The following is an 18942-nucleotide window of genomic DNA, read 5'->3' on the forward strand; positions in this document are numbered from 1 at the left end:
TCACATCAAGATAAGTTAATTATGAGTTACTGAAATTAATTAAGTATAACAAAAAAACAAACACATGTATAAAATATTAATCCGTCCGATATTCTTTCTTTTTGATCCAGAAAAGATTCATTATTTTACTTTTTCATTAGTAAAATTCATGACAAAAATTCCATTCGTAGCTTCAATATTTAGAGGGTTGTATCAAGTAAATGATAAAAAATTAGAACGTAATTTATTCGGACTTACATTTAAAAACCCTGTTGGGTTAGCTGCAGGTTTTGATAAAAATGCAGTGTTATATAATGAATTAGCAAACTTCGGATTTGGTTTTGTAGAAATAGGAACTGTAACTCCTAAAGGGCAGGCAGGAAATCCGAAGAAAAGATTGTTTCGTTTAAAAGATGATCAAGGAATTATTAATAGAATGGGATTTAATAATGAGGGATTGGCTATTGCCATTGAACAATTAAAAAAGAATAAAGGAAAAATAATTATTGGAGGTAATATTGGTAAAAATACTGATACTGCTCCTGAAAATTATACTGAAGATTATATAGCGTGTTTTAAAGGCTTACATCCATATGTTGATTACTTTGTATTAAATGTAAGTTGCCCTAATGTTGGTAGTCATGCAAAATTAGATGATGTTGAGTATTTACAAGAATTGATTACTGAGGTTCAACAATTAAATACTAAAGAAGCTGTTCAAAAACCAATATTATTAAAAATAGCTCCAGATTTAAATAACCAACAATTAGATGAAATAATTGAACTGGTTGCTAAAACTAAAATAGATGGAGTAATTGCATCAAACACATCTGTAAATAGAGATAATTTAAAAGCATCAAAAGAAATATTACAAGAAATAGGTAATGGTGGTGTAAGTGGACAACCTGTAAAAGAAAAAAGCACAAAAGTTATTAAATATCTGGCAGATAACTCAAACAAAGCCTTTCCTATTATTGGAGTAGGAGGTATTCACTCTGAAAAAGATGCTTTAGATAAAATCAATGCTGGCGCTGATTTAGTGCAAATTTACACAGGTTTTATTTACGAGGGACCAAGTTTGGTAAAACGAATTAATAAAGCAATTTTAGCTAAAAGTTAAAATATGCTCGAAACGTTAATCTCTTTTGTTTTAGCTACTGCTACTTTGGCTTTTTCGCCAGGGCCAGATAATATTTTTGTACTAACACAAAGTATTGTACACGGTAAAAAATATGGTTTAGCAACAGTTGTTGGTTTAATGACAGGTTGCATAATTCATACAACATTAGTAGCTTTTGGGGTATCAGAAGTAATTAAACAAAACCCTAATTTATTTTTTATCATTAAGGTGTTTGGAGCGTTGTATTTACTATATATAGCTTTTCAGGTATATAAAAGCGATGCTAAAATTGCATTTTCGACAGAAAATATAGTTAAAAAGTCTACTTTCGAATTGTTTAAAAAAGGCTTTTGGATGAATGTATTAAACCCGAAGGTTACTATTTTCTTTTTAGCTTTTTTTCCACAGTTTTTGTTTTCAAAAACGATTTCAACGGTAGTTCAATTTTACGTTTTAGGAGGACTGTTTATTATAACTTCTTTTCTAATATTTTCAACAATTGCTGTTTTGGCAGGAAGTATTTCAGCTTCAATAAAAAAGAATGCCCAAATAGGAGTATTTCTAAAATGGGCTCAAATTGTAGTTTTTATAGCTATTGCTGTTTTAATTTTACTATAAGAATAATCTCATGTGTTAAAAAGACTTTTGTAATGTCAGTTTGAGTGATTTTTGCTAAAAAATCGTATCGAGAACTAATTTAGAATCTGAAATATTAATTCTCGATATAATTTTTTACGCATTATTAACCGTAAAACTCATTCGAATTTAAAATGTTTTATCAAAAACCTAAACTTGTTTCAGGTTATCGTAAAGAGAATAATAAAAACTACAAATCAATCTTCAGTAACATACCCCCAATTTTCACCCGTTTTTATTCGATGCAATTGCATTTCGGATACCCCAAATTGTCTAGCTAAAATTTTTAAACGAGTTCTCCTATTCGGATCATTTAATTTTCTTTTAAGAAATTTAACCCTAGTTTCAGTAAGTTTTGAGGTTCTTGCTTTGTGTACCTTATTCACATATTCAGGGTTAGTATATTGATGCACCTCTTTTTCCCTCTTTGTAGCCCATTTAAGGTTTTCAACCCTGTTATCTTTTTTATCGTAATTTAAATGAATTACATAAAGTTGATCCTCATTACGCTCTAAAAAAGCTTCTGCAACTAATTTATGAACATACCTACTGGTATTTTTTCCGTTTACACGTTGTTTTAAAGGTAAATTTTGATAACCATTTATAAAATATTCATTTACTAAAGATTCTTCCTCATTTTTGCAATTAATAATCCTTCCGTAATTAGATATTTTAAATTTTTCTTTTTCAGCTATTTTATTGTCAAATACTATTTCTTTCCACTTTTCATTTCTATAGTTTCGTATCATCTTCCAATATTTTATCTGAACTTAAATAATAAATAGCACTTTATTATTTTATGTAAAAATACACATTTTGTTTGATTACCAATTATTTTTAAGCAACAACTGGTTTATATGCTCATAATGATGCTTACAATGCCAAGCATAAATCCCTATATTTTGTTTTAAAGAAACTTTTTCATTTCCTTCTGGATGTATAAAAAAAGTGTTTAAATCAGTTTCTGATAAACCTTTTAAAAGATACACCCATTTAGCGTGTAAAGCTTTTAAAGCATCTAAGGATAAATGTATAGGTGCAGCTTTTGAATCAAATAATTCAGCCCATCGATCTTCGTAATAAGCTTTAATTATTGGTTTATCTTCAGTTAAAGCCCATTTAAAACGAGTGTATGAGTTATGATGGCTATCTGCACAGTGATGAATTACCTGCCTTACCGTCCATCCTCCATCTCTATAAACAGTGTTTAATTGTTGTTCAGATAAATGTTTTACTAAAAGCTCTAATTTTATAGGAAACTCTTCTAAAACGGTTATCCATTTCTTTATTACTTTTGATGATATTTTGGTAGGAATATTTGGTTTTCCTATCGGATATTTTAAATGCTCCATTAATTTTTTTTCGTTTTAATTAGCCTAGTTAAAGTTCTTTTTGCACTGTTATTTTCTGGATTAATAGCTAATGCTTTCTTGTAAAACTCTATAGCTTTTAAAGTATCCTTTGTTTTTAAATAAGCATCACCAGTGCTATCATAAGTGTTTGAGCTGTTTGGGTACAGTTCTATATTAATTTTAAAAATAGCCAAAGCTTTTTTATATTGATTATCTCTAATATATTGATACCCTAATCTATTAAAGGTGTTTTCTCTGATGATAACATTTAAACTATCCTTTTCTTTAATTTTTTTATAACCAAGTAATGCTGCTTTATAGTCACCTTGATTAAAATATTCTTTAGGTGTTTTTTCTCCGTCAGTTAACTTATTAAAAATATAGGTATTATTTTTATGTTCTCTTTTTTTAGCTAATGCAATATTATTTTTAGAAGTATTAAAAATCAATTTTTCATTTAATTCACTAACATAAAAAGTACTATCATTAATTTTTAAAGGAGTTAAATTTTGGTTACGCCAAGTTAAAAACAAAGTACCATCATTAAATTTAACTTCAATAATTTCATCAGCATTAAAAAAGTAGCGTCCAGTGGTTTTTTTAATAAAATCAGCAGAGTTTTTACTTGGTGTACAACTTATAAAGAGTAATATAATTCCAGTAAAAAAAAGTTTAGTTTTCATTGTTTTAATAGCTTTTAGTAAAAATATATAAATAAGACGACTTACTTGATAAATAGTTACAATCACTTATTTTTTACTTGGCATAACAATTGACTTATATATTATAGAAAAACAGTGTTTATTTATTTAAAACATTGTTTATTAGATATTTACGTTTTTAATAGTGTTTTTTTTATTGTTTTAATTAACATAAAAATGTCACTATGACATACATACAAGATATGAGCAAATCAAAAATTATACATTTAGACAATTTGTCGCTTCAAGATGCTTTTAATGAAGATTCTGAATTGATACCTTTATTAACTCCTGAAGACGAAGAAATAATAAATAAAGAAGAAGTTCCATCTGAATTACCAATATTACCGTTAAGAAATACAGTATTATTTCCTGGTGTTGTAATTCCAATTACCGCTGGTAGAGATAAATCTATTCAGTTAATAAAGGATGCAAACAAAGGTGATAAAGTAATTGGAGTAGTAGCGCAAAAAGATGGTAATGTTGAAAACCCAGGATTAAACGACATTCATAAAACTGGAGTTGTAGCACAAATATTACGCGTTCTTAAAATGCCTGATGGTAACACAACAGTTATCATCCAAGGAAAAAAACGTTTTGAGATTGATGAAATTACACAAGAAGAACCATACTTAAAAGCAAAGGTTCATGAAGCGGTTGATGATAGAGAAGTTGATGATCAAAAAGAATTTGATGCAATTATAGAATCTATAAAAGAGCTAGCTTTAGAGGTTATTAAAGAAAACCCAATGTTACCTTCTGAAGCTTCATTTGCTATTAAAAATATTCAATCAAACTCGTTTTTAGTAAACTTTATTTCATCAAATATGGAGTTAAGTGTAGCTAAAAAACAAGTGCTACTTGAAAAAGATAGTTTAAAAGAGCGAGCACTTTTAACATTAAAAAACCTTGATAAAGAACTTCAAAAATTACAGTTACGTAATGATATTCAGTCTAAAACACGTTCTGATTTAGATAAGCAACAACGTGAATATTATTTACATCAGCAATTAAAAACCATTCAAGATGAATTAGGTGGTGTTTCTCATGATCAGGAATTAGATGAAATGAGAGTTAAAGCAAAATCTAAAAAATGGACTAAAGAAGTTGCTGCTACTTTTGAAAAGGAATTAGGTCGTTTAAAACGAATGAATCCTCAAATGGCAGAATATGGTGTACAGCGTAACTATTTAGAGTTGATGTTAGAGTTGCCTTGGAATGTGTATTCTGAAGATAAATTTGATTTAAAACGAGCTCAAAAAATATTAGATAGAGATCATTTTGGTTTAGAAAAAGTTAAAGAGCGTATTATTGAGCATTTAGCGGTTTTAAAATTACGAGGTGATATGAAGTCGCCAATAATCTGTTTATACGGACCTCCAGGAGTTGGTAAAACATCGTTAGGTAAATCGGTTGCCGAGGCTTTAGGACGTAAATACGTACGTATGTCGTTAGGTGGTTTACGTGATGAAGCTGAAATTCGCGGGCACCGTAAAACATATATTGGCGCAATGCCAGGGCGTTTAATTCAAAATTTGAAAAAAGCAGAAACGTCAAATCCAGTTTTTGTATTAGATGAAATTGATAAATTAAGTCAAAGTCATCAAGGAGATCCATCTTCAGCTATGTTAGAAGTATTAGATCCTGAACAAAACACTGCTTTTTATGATAATTATTTAGAAGTAGGCTACGATTTATCAAAAGTACTTTTTATAGCTACTGCCAACAATTTAGGGCAAATTCCTTGGGCATTACGCGACCGTATGGAGCTTATTAATGTTACAGGTTATACCATTGAAGAAAAAGTTGAAATAGCTAAAAAATACTTATTTCCAAAGCAGTTAAAAGAACACGGTTTAACACCAGAACATTTAACAGTTGCAAAAAAACAATTAGAAAAAATTGTTGAAGGCTATACGCGTGAATCTGGAGTTCGTGGTTTAGAAAAACAAGTAGCCAAAGTGGTGCGTTTTGCTGCAAAATCAATCGCAATGGAAGAGGAATACAACATTGCTTTAACTAACGAGGACATTGAAACTATTTTAGGCCCTGCTCGTTTAGAACGCGATAAGTATGAAACTAATGACGTTGCAGGTGTAGTTACAGGTTTAGCCTGGACAAGTGTTGGTGGAGATATTTTATTTATTGAATCTATTTTATCAAAAGGAAAGGGAAACCTTTCTATTACAGGTAATTTAGGAAAAGTAATGAAAGAATCTTCAACAATTGCCATGAAATATATCAAAGCAAATACAGAAGAATTTGGAATAAATCCAGAAGTTATAGATAAATACGATGTGCATATTCACGTGCCAGAAGGCGCAACACCAAAGGATGGTCCAAGTGCAGGTATTACCATGTTAACTTCATTAGTATCGGTATTTACGCAACGTAAAGTAAAAAATAAACTGGCCATGACAGGTGAAATTACCTTACGTGGAAAAGTATTACCAGTAGGCGGAATTAAAGAAAAAATATTAGCCGCAAAACGCGCCAATATCAAAGAAATTATTTTATGTGCCGATAATAAAAAAGACATTGAAGAAATAAAACAAAGCTACTTAAAAGGCTTAAAGTTTCATTATGTAACCGATATGCACGAGGTAATTGAAATAGCACTTACCAAGCAAAAAGTAAAAAATGCTAAAAAATTAGTGTAAATACAAGTTACTGTCTAAAAAGTATTGAAATCGTCATTCTGAATTTATTTCAGAATCTCACCATAGCGATTACTAATCATTATGGGAGCCTGAAACAAGTTTAGGTTGACTGAAAACTTACTTTTTAGGCAGTTTTTATTTTTTATCAGAAGCTATTTCCCGCTTTCCGCACTCGCTCTCTGTGAGGAGCTCAAGCAATTGCTACAATCGGGGCTAAGCTATTTTATAAAGTTTTAGTGAAAGCTAAAAATCAGCTTTTTTATAAAATTTAATTTTCTCTTTAGTTGTTGGATGTGTAAACTCTAAGGTGTCAGCATGTAAATACAATCTGTCAGCTTTTTTGCCATACAAATCATCGCCAATAATTGGAGTATTTAAACCTGAACTATGAGAAGCATGCATTCGTAATTGATGTGTTCTACCAGAAATAGGGTAGAAGTGTACTTTTGTTTTTCCATCTTTCCTTTCAATAACTTCCCAGTTAGTTTTTGCTGGTTTTCCATGTTCATAACACACCAATTGTCTTGGCCTGTCATCTAAATCCACGCGAAGCGGTAAATTTATCGTCCCTTTATCTTCTGTAATAATTCCATCCAACAAAGCGGTGTATCTTTTTTGCATTGTTTTATTAATAAACTGATTTTGTATAATTTTGTGCGCTTCTTTGTTTTTTGCTAAAACTAACAATCCAGAAGTAGCCATATCTAATCGATGTATAATAATTGGACCTGAAATATTTTTTACTTGTTGTTTAACCCGAGTATATACCGAATCTTGAATCTGGATTCCAGGAACCGATAAAAAATCGTTAGGTTTATAAATTACAATTAAATCATCATCTTCAAAAATGGTTTCCAGTACCTTTCCAATAGCCGGGTTTTTTAACAACGGATTGGTGTCCATTTCAATTCCGTTTAACATATGCGCTAAGATAGGCTTGCATTTACCTTGGCAAGCTGGATAAAACTGTTTGTGTTTCCGTACTTCTTTATTAGGCGATTTACCCCACCAAAACTCAGCCATAGCCACAGGTTTTAAATCGTGTGAAAAAGCATATTGTAATAATTTAGGTGCGGCACATTCGCCAGTACCAGCAGGTATATTTTCTATTGAAGTATTTATGAATAATTCGGTTAAATTTTTAACCTCTTTTTTAGAGTTTAAAAATTGATATTGCTCTGAAATATATTTTTGTAAAGCTAAAGACTTAGTTTTGCGTTCGTTTTTTAGTTTTGCTATTTGATTGGTATATGCTAATAGTTTTTCTTCTACAGGTTTTAAAGTGTGTTGCCAATAACGTGTTACATTATTAAAAAAATGTTTTGCAGCTAAACTTTCTTTTTTTAATTTTTTATCAAAAACAATATAAGCTTCCTCCGAAACTTCTTTTTTAGCTTTTTCTCTTTTTAGTTTTCGAGCTGCTTTAGCTATTTTTAAAGCTTCTTTTTTTTCTGTAATATCAGCATTAGCTTTGTTAGTTTCTTGTTCGTAAAGAGTACATAATTTTAAATAATCAGCAGAGTTCTCTATGCTTTCTAACTCAATACTTATATTTCTTAAAACTTCTTTTTCTTGTAAAAAAAAAGAATCTTTAGCAAGCATATCATACACAGGCGGAACAAACATTTTATGAGTATTTGTTTCGCCTAATTTACCTGAAACAGCAGCTATATAACCAATTTTATTTTCTTTATTATATACAACTAAAACCCCGAACATTTTACCAGTTATAGTTCCTTTTTTACCAGGTTTTAATCCGAAATTATGTTCAAAATCTGTTTGCGTACTTAAATAATTCTGAACCTCTTTTACAGCTAATTCACATAACGGATGTGGTTCATAATAAAAAGGAAAGGTAAACTTTTTAGGAAGTTTTATTTCATTAATATCGCTTAAAAAGTATTGAAAATATGATTGCAAAACAGATGTGTTTTTTATTTAACGCTTAAAAATGAAAAATTATAATTAACACCAAAATTTAAATAAGTACTACTTAAATTCCCTCCGCGTGCCTTTACATATCCTAAACCACCTCGTAAATTTAATTTATTAGTTAGCCTGTAGTTAAGTCCAGCACTTGGTTTTACAATTAATCCTTCTCCTGTACTAATTCCACCACCACCAGCTGCTCCTCCTAAAACTTGCAAGAATACTGATGTTGTATTGTTAAAAAAAGTATTTGATTGTACGCCTAAACCTACAATACCTTCCGCATAGGCACCAGCATCACCAAAATTAGCAAATGATGTTTGTCCGGCTCCGTAAAGATATTTATTTAAGAAAAAGTTTATTTGTAATGAAATTTGATGCATGTTTTGTTCAAATTTACCATTATTATCTCTTGCTGCATTTATATATAAATCTTGTTTTATAATAGCTTCCAAACCTTTAAATTTAGCTATTGTAAAATCCTTTTCTTTAGATGAAGTACCGTCTTTATCAACATAATACTTTAAACCAAAACCTAATGTTGAAGATTTAAAATGTGCATCAGGACTCATTAAGTATCCTTTATTTATTGAAGCATAAATATTATCAAATAATTTTTGTTCAATTGAAATATCTGGATAAATTAAAAATCCACCTTTGGTATCAACACCACCACCACCGCCTGCACCTACACCAAATTTGGCTAAGATATTTGTACGGTTTTTATTCATTGATATATGATAACCACCACCCAATAAAACATCCATGTATCCTGCCTTAATTCCATGATAAGCACCATCAGCTTTCAGAAAAAAGAATAGATTATTGGTTAAATAAGAATTTAATTCAAAACCTGCTAAACGTATGGTTTTACCTGTGTATGAACCTTTAGTAACTTCTAAGTTGTTTAAATGTACCAATAAAGAAATTCGGTTACTAAGATTTTTCCATGAACTATTTTTCAAGTCATCAATAGAAAATGAATTTTCATGCGCTTTAAAAGTTGCATTTTTAAAAGATAAAGGTACTTGAACAGCAACATTAAATTGCTCACTTTTTATAGTTCCTCCATCAAAAAAATTAACATAACTATATCCTGCAGTAGTTGAAAAATACTTAAAATCGTATCCTAAATTAAAATGTGGTAAAATAAAAGCACCACCACCATCAGGGGCTGCTGCACCGCCACCGCCTCCAAAATGAATACCGGTATCAATAAATAATCTCTTTGTTATTTTGTGCTGTATACCTGCGTTAATGCCTAGGGTAAAAAAACCACCTCGTATTCCGCCAATTGCACCATAAATACCTAAACCAACATAGCTCCATTCATTAGGTTTTAAGTTATAATGGATTCCCGAAAAATCCATGTTTTTTTCACTTTCAGGCATTTTTATTGATAAAAAATCTAATTGACCAAAACCTATTTGAGTTTTTTGTTGCGGAATTTCAGATTGTGCGCATAAAAAATGAACACTCAAGATAAAACCTACCATGAGTGCTCGTTTACTAAAGTTTAATAGCATTAAATTGTATTTTTAGTGATGTATTTTTTGACGTTTTCCATTAATATAAGAAGCTACAAAGGCGTCTTTAAAACCAATTTGTATCAGTTCTTTTCTTAGAGATTTGGCTTCATCTAAAGACTCAAATAAACCAATAGAATATTTAAAATAACCATTTGCTATGGTAACAGTTGATGGTATTGTTACTGATGATATTAAAGGTTGTTTTTTTTGTGAAAGTACGCCAATTTGAACTGAATAAATTGTTTTATCACTAGTATTGTCAACGACAGCGTCAATTGTTTCATTTAAATTAACCTCATTATTTGTTTTAGTATTTCTGCTAGCTCTAGCGTTTGCTCTTTTAATACTATCTAAAACTCTTGTGTGCTCATTCTTTTTAACCGTAGCAATTTCTTCTGATGAAGGAAAAGACGCGCCGCTACTGTTTGAATAAAAGTAGTACGCAGCTCCTAAAGCAATACCTAATAATACACCCAAAACGATAGGGAGTCTCATTGATCCTTTTTTTAAAGAACTAAATTTTTCTTGAGCTTCGCTTAATTCATTTTCAGCTTCTTCTCTTTTTAACTTTGCATTATCTAAGTCTTCTTGCATTAACTTAAACTTTTCTTCTTCTATAAAAGGCATAATGTTGGTTGATTTTTGATTGAAAATATTTTACTAAAGTACAAATCTTTTTTTAGTCGCACTTTTTAACAGAAATAATCACTGTTTTTGATGCGGGTGTATGGCTAATTCTAGCTTTACTCTTTAAAGGTACCAAAACGTTTGCTTCTGGAAAATAGGTAGCAGTACATTGTTTTGGTATACTGTACGGAACAACTAAAAAACCAAAAGCCTTTCTTTTTTCTCCTTGAAAATGACTTATTAAATCTACTTTATCTAATTTAGATAGCCCTTGAGTTTTCATATCTTCTGGGTTCATGAAAATAACTCTTCGCTCATTTAAAACACCTCTGTAACGATCATTTAATCCGTAAATAGTAGTGTTGTATTGATCATGCGTTCGAATGGTCATCATCATAAATTGATTTTTCTCTAAAGCAATATCAGAAGGTAGGTTTGTTGTAAAATTTGCTTTTCCTGTTTTAGTAGGTGTAAAGTTATTATCACGCGCATTGTTTGGTAGATAAAAACCACCTTTTTTACGTACTTTTGCATTGTAATTATCAAACCCAGTAATGGTAGCTTCAATTTTAGCACGAATTAAATCATAATTTGTAATTAATTGCTGCCATTCAACTTTAGTGTTTTTTAAGGTGGCTTGGGCTATACCAGCAACAATAGCAGGTTCGCTTAATAAATGTGTAGATACAGGATCTAAATGACCACTTGATTGATGTACAACTCCCATTGAGTTTTCTACAGTAATAAACTGTTCTCCAGTTTTTTGAATATCTTTTTCTGAACGCCCTAAACAAGGTAAAATCAAAGCTTCTTTACCTGTTATTAAATGACTTCTATTTAGTTTTGTAGATATTTGCACTGTTAAATTACAATTTTGTAATGCTTGAGCTGTGATTTCTGTATCAGGAGTTGCTGAAATAAAGTTTCCGCCCATTCCTATAAAAACACTCGCTTTTTTTTGATGCATAGCTTCAATGGCAGCAACTACATCATAACCATGTTCTCTTGGAGCTATAAAAGAAAATTCTTTTTCTAAGTTATCTAGAAAATCATCTTTGGGCTTCTCCCAAATTCCCATAGTACGATCTCCTTGTACGTTTGAATGCCCACGAACAGGACAGGTTCCAGCTCCTTTTTTACCAATGCTTCCTTTTAATAATAGTAAATTTACTACTTCACGAATATTATCCACCGCATTTTTATGCTGTGTTAAGCCCATTGCCCAACAAATAATTATTTTATCATTATTTATAATTAAGTCAGTTGCTTTTTTAATTTTATCTAAAGATAATCCTGTTTGGGGTAATAAATCTTCAATAGAATAGGTGTCTAAATCAATTAAAAATTCTTCTAAACCATGTGTTTTGTCTTTTATAAATTGATGATCAAAAATAGTACCTGATTTATCGTCAGCAGTTTTCATCAATTTTAAAATAATTTTTAATAAAGCAACATCTCCGTTGATTTTTACTTGTAAAAACAGGTCAGTTAATTTGTCCCCTGAACCTAACCATTTCAATGGATTTTGAGGATCAACATAATTCATTAAACCAACTTCTGGTAACGGATTTATAGTCATTATTTTTCCACCATTCTTTTTAGTGTCTTTTAACGCCGTTAACATTCTTGGGTGATTTGTACCTGGGTTTTGCCCAATAACAATCACCAAATCAGCATGATTAAAATCATCTAAAGTAACGGACCCTTTACCAATACCTAATGTTTCAGATAACCCTGTTCCACTACTTTCGTGACACATATTAGAGCAATCTGGTAAATTGTTGGTTCCGAATTGACGAACTAAAAGTTGATATAAAAAAGCGGCTTCATTACTTGTTCTTCCTGAAGTATAGAAAATAGCTTCATCTGGCGATTTTAAAGCGTTTAATTCTTTGCCTATAATTTTAAAAGCATTTTCCCATGATATTTCTTCGTACATATCACTTCCTGCTTTTAAATACATCGGATGGGTAATTCGCCCGCTTTTACCAATTTTATAATCAGACCATTCCGACATTTCTTGTACAGAGTGAGTTGCAAAAAATAGGGGAGATACTCTGTTAGTTGTAGCTTCTTCAGCAATAGCTTTAGCTCCGTTTTCACAATATTCTGCTAAAAAAGCCCTTTTTGCATCAGGATCTGGCCATGCGCAACCTGGACAATCAAAACCATTAATTTGGTTCATGTTTTTTAGCAAACTAATTCCTTTAGCTACACCTGTTTCGCTAAAAACATGGTTTAAAGCCGATTTTATAGCTTTTGTTCCTACTGCCTTTTTAGGAACATCAATTAATTTAATTCCTGTTAAATCTTTAGGTGGTTGGGCTTTTATATTTTTATCGCTCATAATTTATGTATTGAGGATTTGAGTACACTGTCATTTTATCATTTCTACTAAAACCGATAAGGCAAATCCCGAATTCTTTAGCAAAATCTACAGCTAAACTAGAGCATGCAGAAACAGCAATAATAATTGGAATTTTAGCAAAAAAAGCTTTTGAAACTATCTCATAAGAAACACGTCCGCTAACTAACATATAATTTGCTTTTTTTAACTGTTTTTTATTAATTAAATCTCCTATGGATTTATCAACTGCGTTATGACGACCTATATCTTCTTTAATAGTTAGTAGCTCGTTTTTTTTATTAAAAATTGCACATGCATGACTTCCTCCTGTGTGTTTAAATAAAAACTGTAATTCATTCATTTTTAAAAACATATCACCACTCACCTCAATTGATTGATTAGTTACTTTTTTAAGAGGTTTATCAGTTGTTTTTAAATCTGTTAATTCTTTTTTGCCGCATATTCCACAAGACGAAACTGATAAAAGTGTGCGTTTATTTAAGTAACCCTTTCGTAATTTTTCTTTAGGAATAATTACATTTAAAATTGCCGAAAAATCAGGATTAATTTCTGTAATCTCTATCAATAAATCGGTATTACTTTTATAAATGTCTTCTGCATATAAAAGCCCTCTGATAAGTTCGTTATCGTCGTTTGGAGTTCGCATTACAACCGTGTAAGGTTCACTATTGATACTAATTTGTAAAGGCGCTTCAATAACCAACGTATCTTCTATTATTGAAGATGTATTTGCAGTAATTTTTATTGATTGATAATTGATAGATTGCATACCATCAAAAGTAACAATTTTTAAAGGATTTTGTGGTTTATAAATCCTTTCCTTTTATGAAAAAACAGAATTTTTAATAGATGGTTTAGTGCATTTAAGATGAAATCCTTGCTTTTTTTAAAATGAGAGCTCAAATAATACATTTTTACGTAATTAAAATATTTGAGTACACTTTAAAACAATTAATTTTTCATCAAGGTTTTTAGTGAAAAATAAATAGATGTTTCCACCATCTTTTAGTTTTGTTTCTTTTCTGATTTGTGCAACTGTTTTTGGGAAATTTCGAGTAGTAATATTTGCTTTATCAATAGCCAATTCTTTTTTTAGTTGTTTTTTATTGTACGAAAAAACAGCATCAATTTTAAAAATTCTACCAGGGAAATTTTCAATAATTTCTTCTGACGTGTATAAGTGAGAGTGCTGGTGTAATTTACCTACATTATACTGTTTAGTTATTTGATTAAAGCCACCTGATTTTAAAATTGCAGCATTGGGTTCGTAAATAAATTTTTGAGGTGAGTTATATTTTAAATCACTATTGTTTTTTAAGATGAAATTAAATTCTTGACTTTTGTCTTTCAGTAAGTTAACTGTATTTACATTAACTGTACCTTTATATTCTTTCTTTAGTAGAAAAAGTAATTCTTTAACTTCATTATTTACTGCAATAATATGAATTTCTTTTACAAATTTTAACTCATTAATGGTAGCTGTAATGTCTAACATTGGTGAATTTTTAATCATAATATTAGCTGATTTTGTAAACAAAAAATCAATATTTTCAGGTACATTTGGTAAGCAGTCTTTTAGCAAAAAAACTTTACCTTTTATATCATCTCTTCGAGAAGGGTCTATATAGATACAATCGAATTTTTGATTGGTATTTTTAAGAAACTCCAACCCATCAGAAGCTACTGTTTGAATGTTATTTACTTTTAATTGCTGATAATTATGAGCAACTATTTTAGATAGTTTATCATTAATTTCTGAATGAATTACGTTTTTAAATTTTTTAGCAAAATAAAAAACATCAATACCAAAACCACCCGTAATATCAATTATTGCATCACCTGAAACTAAGTTTGATTTATAGTTTGCTGTAATTTCAGAAGATGTTTGCTCGATGCTAATTTTTGGAGGGTAATAGACATTTTGAGTGTTAAACCAATTAGGTAGCTTGTTTTTAGATTTTTGCTTGCTAATAATTTGATTTGATAACTCTTGTATAGAGATATTGTTAAAAGGGCTTCCTTTTAAAATCAGTTTTGTGATATCTGAATTTAAATTAGTAGTTATAAAATCTTGTACTTCTTTATGTAAAATATGTTGATTCAATTAATTATAAGCTTTAACGGTTCCCATACTTAATTTGCCTCCTTTACCAAACGAATGATTTGTTGGTAATAACGTACCAGTTTGTGTAGTAATCCAATCATCCCAAGTAGCAGGAACTCCATCCATTTTCATGCTAGGAACATACATTTTATAGCTTTTAGGAACGTTATTTTTATCTAAAATCCATAAATATGAATCGCCAGGTGTTGATCCTCCTGTAGTATATTTTACTAACAACGCTTCTTTTCCATCAATATTTTGAACACTTCTGATAATGCCTTTTTCAAATAATTTATGAGGAGCAACTAGCCAAAAAGAATCATTATTAAAAATATCCCAAGCTTTTTTTACTGTTTTAGTATCTGCTATTTCTTGTTGTTTTTTATTTATGTAAACCGAACTTTTTTCTAAATTATTTGGATGCAAGTTTACACGAATAGAATCCCAAGAAACATTAACAATATGTTGTTTTTTATCCCATTTAAAATGTCTTTTCCCTCCAAAACTCCACTCTAAATAGCGTGTTTTTTTATAAGCTTCATGGTTGATAGCTTTTAATATTTTATTTGCTAAAATATCGGCTTTAGGGTTTGAAGCTTTTACATTTCCCATAGCTAAAGTTAAACCAAATAAAGAAATTTTGTGTTTGGTAGGTAATTTAAAACCTGCATTGGTAGTTTTCCAATCAGACCAAGTTGCTGAAACTCCGCCAATCGGAATAATTTTTGTCCACATTTTATACTCTGTAGGAAAACCATTGTCATCAAAAACCCAAAGATAAGAATCTCCTGGAGTTGAACCACCAGAAGTGTAAGTGACTAATAAAGCATCTTTGTTTTGGTGTTTTACAATACGTCTTTCAACACCTTTATCTAATACTTTATGAGGAGCAACTAACCAAAAAGAATCATTATTAAAAAAGTTAGTAGCGGTTTTAATTAAATTTAAGTTTGTAGTTTTTTTATCGTTTATAAAACAAACAGATTCATTAGGATTTATAGTATTTAAAATTACTTTATTAGCATTCCAAGAAACTTCAACTTTATTATCTTGTTTGTACCATTTGTAAAAATGTTTGCCCCTAAAAGACCATTCAATAAGTTCAGTTTTTTCAAAAAAATCATTATTTATTGCTGTTAACATTTTTGTTGCTAAAGCATCTGCTTCGGCTCCTTGCTTTCCTTCAGGGAGTTTTTCATTATTTGCTATGTAAAATATACTTATCGAAATTATAAGTATTAAAATAATTGCGCCTAAAAATTTTAAAATTTTATTTTTCATTTTGATTGATTAATTGCTGTATACCTTTTGCTAATTCATCGGCTGCTTTTGGGTGATTTCTAAACCATAATTCGGGTTCAATCAGTTCTAATTCAGCTATGGCTAAATTACCGTTATTATCGGTAAAAACATCTACTCGTGCATAAATAGGTAGCTCTTTACAGGCTTTTACAGCTTTTTCGGCAAAGTTTATTTCAGATTGGGTAGGAGTGTAGCTGTGCACTGTACCTCCAAAATCATCTTGAACTCTAAAATCACCTTTTTTAGCTATTTTTAAAACGGCATGTGTAAATTTTCCGTTCATAACCATGAGTGAAATTTCCCCTTTCTGAACTATATTATGTTGAAAAGGTTGTAAAATCATTGCTTCATCATTAATCAATTTTTTAAAAATAGCTTCGTGTTTAGTTATGTTTGATGAGTTTATCTTATAAGTATGCCTCCCGCCGCCAGATATACAAGGTTTTAAAACAAAATTAGTAAGTGTATGCTGATTAGCTAATTCTTGTAAAGTTTTAGTTTCTCCTTTTTCGATAAAATAAGATTCGCAAATATTTACTCCACCTTTTTGCAAATCTAGTAAGTAGTGTTTGTCAATATTCCAGCGAATAATTGCTTCAGAGTTTAACAATATCGTTTGTTTAGAAACATTGTTTAACCATGCAGAAAATTCTGTATACCTATCAAAATAATCCCAAGTAGTTCTAAAAAGAATGTATTTGGTTGAAGGCCAATCGAAATCTTTGTCATCCCAAGAAAGTCTATCAACTTTTAAGCCTAATTTATCTAAAGCTTTTTTTACAAAACCATCTTCGGTTAACACATTTTTTGTGTACGCATCAACTTCCTTCGGATTTACATATCTTTTATCGGTAAGTATTATAACATCATAAATTTTCATGCGTGCAATTTAGTGTATTTTATTATGTTGTTTAGCGGTATTTTTTATCAGAAACTAATAAATATTAAACTTGTTATTTTGAATAAAATAATTGCGTAAAATAATAATTTCCAGAAGCATTTTTTAAAACCCCAATACCTGTATGTGTATAATCGCCTTCAATATTTGCTCTATGGCCAGCGCTATTTAGCCAACCGGTAACAACTTCTTGAGCTGAGTTTTGTTTAGAAGCTACATTTTCAGCAAAACTCATGGCGTTTACAAGCGCTCTAACTTGTGCAAAACGAGCATCAAAATTATCATGACTTATTTTACCTTTATTAATCATGTATTTTGTGTGTTCTAAAGCCATTTCTGAAATTTGATTATTAAAAGTAAGCGCACTTTTACCAATTGTGGCTCTATGTTCGTTTACTAATTGATGAACTTCTTGAGTAATCGATTTATTTTCTAAATCTTCTATTTCGTCTGTTGAATTATCTCCACATGAAAGAAATGAAAATGCAATTAATAAAATTAAAAAGTGTTTTTTTGAAAACATTTTAGGGGATTTTAAGGTTAATTTTAAACAAAATTACTCTTTATTTTGTTCATAATAAGCTAACACATGTTTAGGGATTTCAATTTCTTTTTTTAATTTATCGTCAGAAATTGGGTGTTCGGCAACTTGTTTTATAGGTACCACGCCAGCCCAAACGGGTAAATCATAATCTTCTGGTTCATCAATAACACCTTCGTCTCTTATTTTTGCTGATGCTGATGTAATTGCAAACTCAACCACTAAAGTTCTGTCTAATTCTTTTTGATGCATTGGTCTAATTGTTTCCCATTGATTTGGAACCATTTGGTTTACAATTAACTTTAAAATTTCAGTTTTATCTAAGTCATTTTCTACTTTTTTTAAATTACCAAAAAGTGTAGCAGAGCGGTAATTTACTGAATGATGTAATCCTGAACGTGCTAAAACTAATCCGTCTAAATGCATTACAGTTATTGATGTTTCTTCGCTTTTTAAAATGGCTAATAACATTCTATTAGCTGTAGAACCATGAATATAAATTTTATTATCACGACGAGCATAAGCCATAGGGATAGAAATGGGGTTGCCTTCATAAATATAACCCACATAACATAAAAAACCAGCATCTAAAATAGTATTGATTTTAGCTACATCATACGTAGCTCTATTTTGTCCGCGTTTAACTCTATTTAATTTTGATTGTTCGTATGTTGCCATTTTTAAATATTTTTTGATAAAACAAAATTGTCGTATTCTTTTCCGTTTACTAGAAAATTTAAGTCGCCAATGCTTTTAAAATTATTTCGCTTGTAAAAATTAATTCCTCTTTCATTTTTAATGTATACAGATAACCACATGCTGGTGGCATTTTGTTGTTTTGCTTTTTCAGTGATGAAATCTAAAACAGGCTGCCCTAGTTTTAACGATAAAAAATGATCTAAAATATAAATGCGCTCTAATCTACAACTTGTTATTTCGTTTTTGTTTTCAAATGGTGTATTCAAAACAATTTTAGAGTATCCTACTGGTAAATCGTTTACATATACAACATGAAATAAATTGTTTTTATCATTTAAATCAGTTGTTAACTTTTGTATTGAAAAAGCATTGTTACAGTAAGCTAATAAATCGTTTTTATCTTCAATAAAATGACCGTGAGATTCTGTGTAGGTAGTTCTACCTAAAAGAGCAATTATTTTAGCATCTGAAAAAGTCGCTTTTTTTATATCAATCAT

17 protein-coding genes are annotated in these 18942 nt (G+C 30.1%); 3 read left to right on the forward strand and 14 right to left on the reverse strand.

All coding sequences use genetic code 11. From position 1 onward, the window contains the following. Positions 1–64: 64 nt before the first annotated feature. Positions 65–1099, forward strand: coding sequence for a quinone-dependent dihydroorotate dehydrogenase (locus BA195_RS12265; RefSeq protein ID WP_068705892.1), 1035 nt, complete (start codon positions 65–67; stop codon positions 1097–1099). A 3-nt stretch (positions 1100–1102) separates the two neighbouring features. Continuing rightward, positions 1103–1717 carry a LysE family translocator gene (locus BA195_RS12270; RefSeq protein ID WP_068705893.1) on the forward strand — a complete coding sequence of 205 codons (615 nt, stop codon included), beginning with the start codon at positions 1103–1105 and terminating at the stop codon, positions 1715–1717. Positions 1718–1932: 215 nt separating this feature from the next. On the opposite strand, the gene BA195_RS12275 is transcribed toward BA195_RS12270, so the two are convergent. The 3 genes from BA195_RS12275 to BA195_RS12285 form a co-directional block, all read right to left on the reverse strand. Further along, the gene (locus tag BA195_RS12275) at positions 1933–2484 is read right to left on the reverse strand and encodes an HNH endonuclease (RefSeq protein ID WP_068705895.1); all 552 of its coding nucleotides are present in this window, start codon (positions 2482–2484) and stop codon (positions 1933–1935) included. Between the two features lie 75 nt (positions 2485–2559). Beyond that, entirely contained in the window at positions 2560–3087 is a 528-nt protein-coding gene (locus tag BA195_RS12280) for a YfiT family bacillithiol transferase (protein ID WP_068705897.1), read from the reverse strand. Further along, positions 3087–3770, reverse strand: a complete 684-nt coding sequence (locus BA195_RS12285; protein ID WP_068705902.1) for a tetratricopeptide repeat protein — start codon at positions 3768–3770, stop codon at positions 3087–3089. Before BA195_RS12285 ends, BA195_RS12280 begins: the two co-directional genes overlap by 1 nt. 203 nt (positions 3771–3973) lie before the next feature. Here BA195_RS12285 and lon point away from each other — a divergent pair, with 203 nt between their 5' ends. After that, complete coding sequence (gene lon, locus BA195_RS12290; RefSeq protein WP_084443199.1) at positions 3974–6448, forward strand: endopeptidase La; 2475 nt, start codon at positions 3974–3976, stop codon at positions 6446–6448. A 243-nt stretch (positions 6449–6691) separates the two neighbouring features. On the opposite strand, the gene BA195_RS12295 is transcribed toward lon, so the two are convergent. The 11 genes from BA195_RS12295 to BA195_RS12345 form a co-directional block, all read right to left on the reverse strand. Next, the gene (locus BA195_RS12295; protein ID WP_068705903.1) at positions 6692–8368 is read right to left on the reverse strand and encodes an RluA family pseudouridine synthase; all 1677 of its coding nucleotides are present in this window, start codon (positions 8366–8368) and stop codon (positions 6692–6694) included. Between the two features lie 14 nt (positions 8369–8382). Next, positions 8383–9903 carry a hypothetical protein gene (locus BA195_RS12300; protein ID WP_245662351.1) on the reverse strand — a complete coding sequence of 507 codons (1521 nt, stop codon included), beginning with the start codon at positions 9901–9903 and terminating at the stop codon, positions 8383–8385. Between the two features lie 12 nt (positions 9904–9915). Beyond that, entirely contained in the window at positions 9916–10533 is a 618-nt protein-coding gene (locus BA195_RS12305) for a hypothetical protein (protein WP_068705907.1), read from the reverse strand. 52 nt (positions 10534–10585) lie between these two features. Then, entirely contained in the window at positions 10586–12880 is a 2295-nt protein-coding gene (locus BA195_RS12310; RefSeq protein ID WP_068705908.1) for an FdhF/YdeP family oxidoreductase, read from the reverse strand. Continuing rightward, positions 12870–13670, reverse strand: coding sequence for a formate dehydrogenase accessory sulfurtransferase FdhD (gene fdhD / locus BA195_RS12315; protein WP_068705910.1), 801 nt, complete (start codon positions 13668–13670; stop codon positions 12870–12872). The genes BA195_RS12310 and fdhD overlap by 11 nt, the downstream gene beginning before the upstream one ends. A 153-nt stretch (positions 13671–13823) precedes the next feature. Further along, entirely contained in the window at positions 13824–15005 is a 1182-nt protein-coding gene (locus BA195_RS12320) for a class I SAM-dependent methyltransferase (RefSeq protein ID WP_068705912.1), read from the reverse strand. Further along, positions 15006–16286 carry a hypothetical protein gene (locus tag BA195_RS12325; RefSeq protein WP_068705914.1) on the reverse strand — a complete coding sequence of 427 codons (1281 nt, stop codon included), beginning with the start codon at positions 16284–16286 and terminating at the stop codon, positions 15006–15008. Beyond that, positions 16276–17187, reverse strand: a complete 912-nt coding sequence (locus BA195_RS12330) for an ATP-grasp domain-containing protein (protein WP_068705916.1) — start codon at positions 17185–17187, stop codon at positions 16276–16278. The genes BA195_RS12325 and BA195_RS12330 overlap by 11 nt, the downstream gene beginning before the upstream one ends. Positions 17188–17260: 73 nt before the next feature. Beyond that, positions 17261–17728, reverse strand: coding sequence for a CAP domain-containing protein (locus BA195_RS12335; protein ID WP_068705918.1), 468 nt, complete (start codon positions 17726–17728; stop codon positions 17261–17263). A gap of 33 nt (positions 17729–17761) precedes the next feature. Beyond that, on the reverse strand, positions 17762–18424 hold the full coding sequence (locus BA195_RS12340) for a pyridoxamine 5'-phosphate oxidase family protein (protein ID WP_068705920.1): 663 nt from the start codon (positions 18422–18424) through the stop codon (positions 17762–17764). Between the two features lie 2 nt (positions 18425–18426). Further along, positions 18427–18942: a GNAT family N-acetyltransferase gene (locus BA195_RS12345; RefSeq protein ID WP_068705923.1), complete on the reverse strand. Its 516-nt coding sequence runs from the start codon at positions 18940–18942 to the stop codon at positions 18427–18429.

The sequence above is a fragment of the Tenacibaculum soleae genome (assembly GCF_001693415.1).
GTDB lineage: Bacteria > Bacteroidota > Bacteroidia > Flavobacteriales > Flavobacteriaceae > Polaribacter > Polaribacter soleae.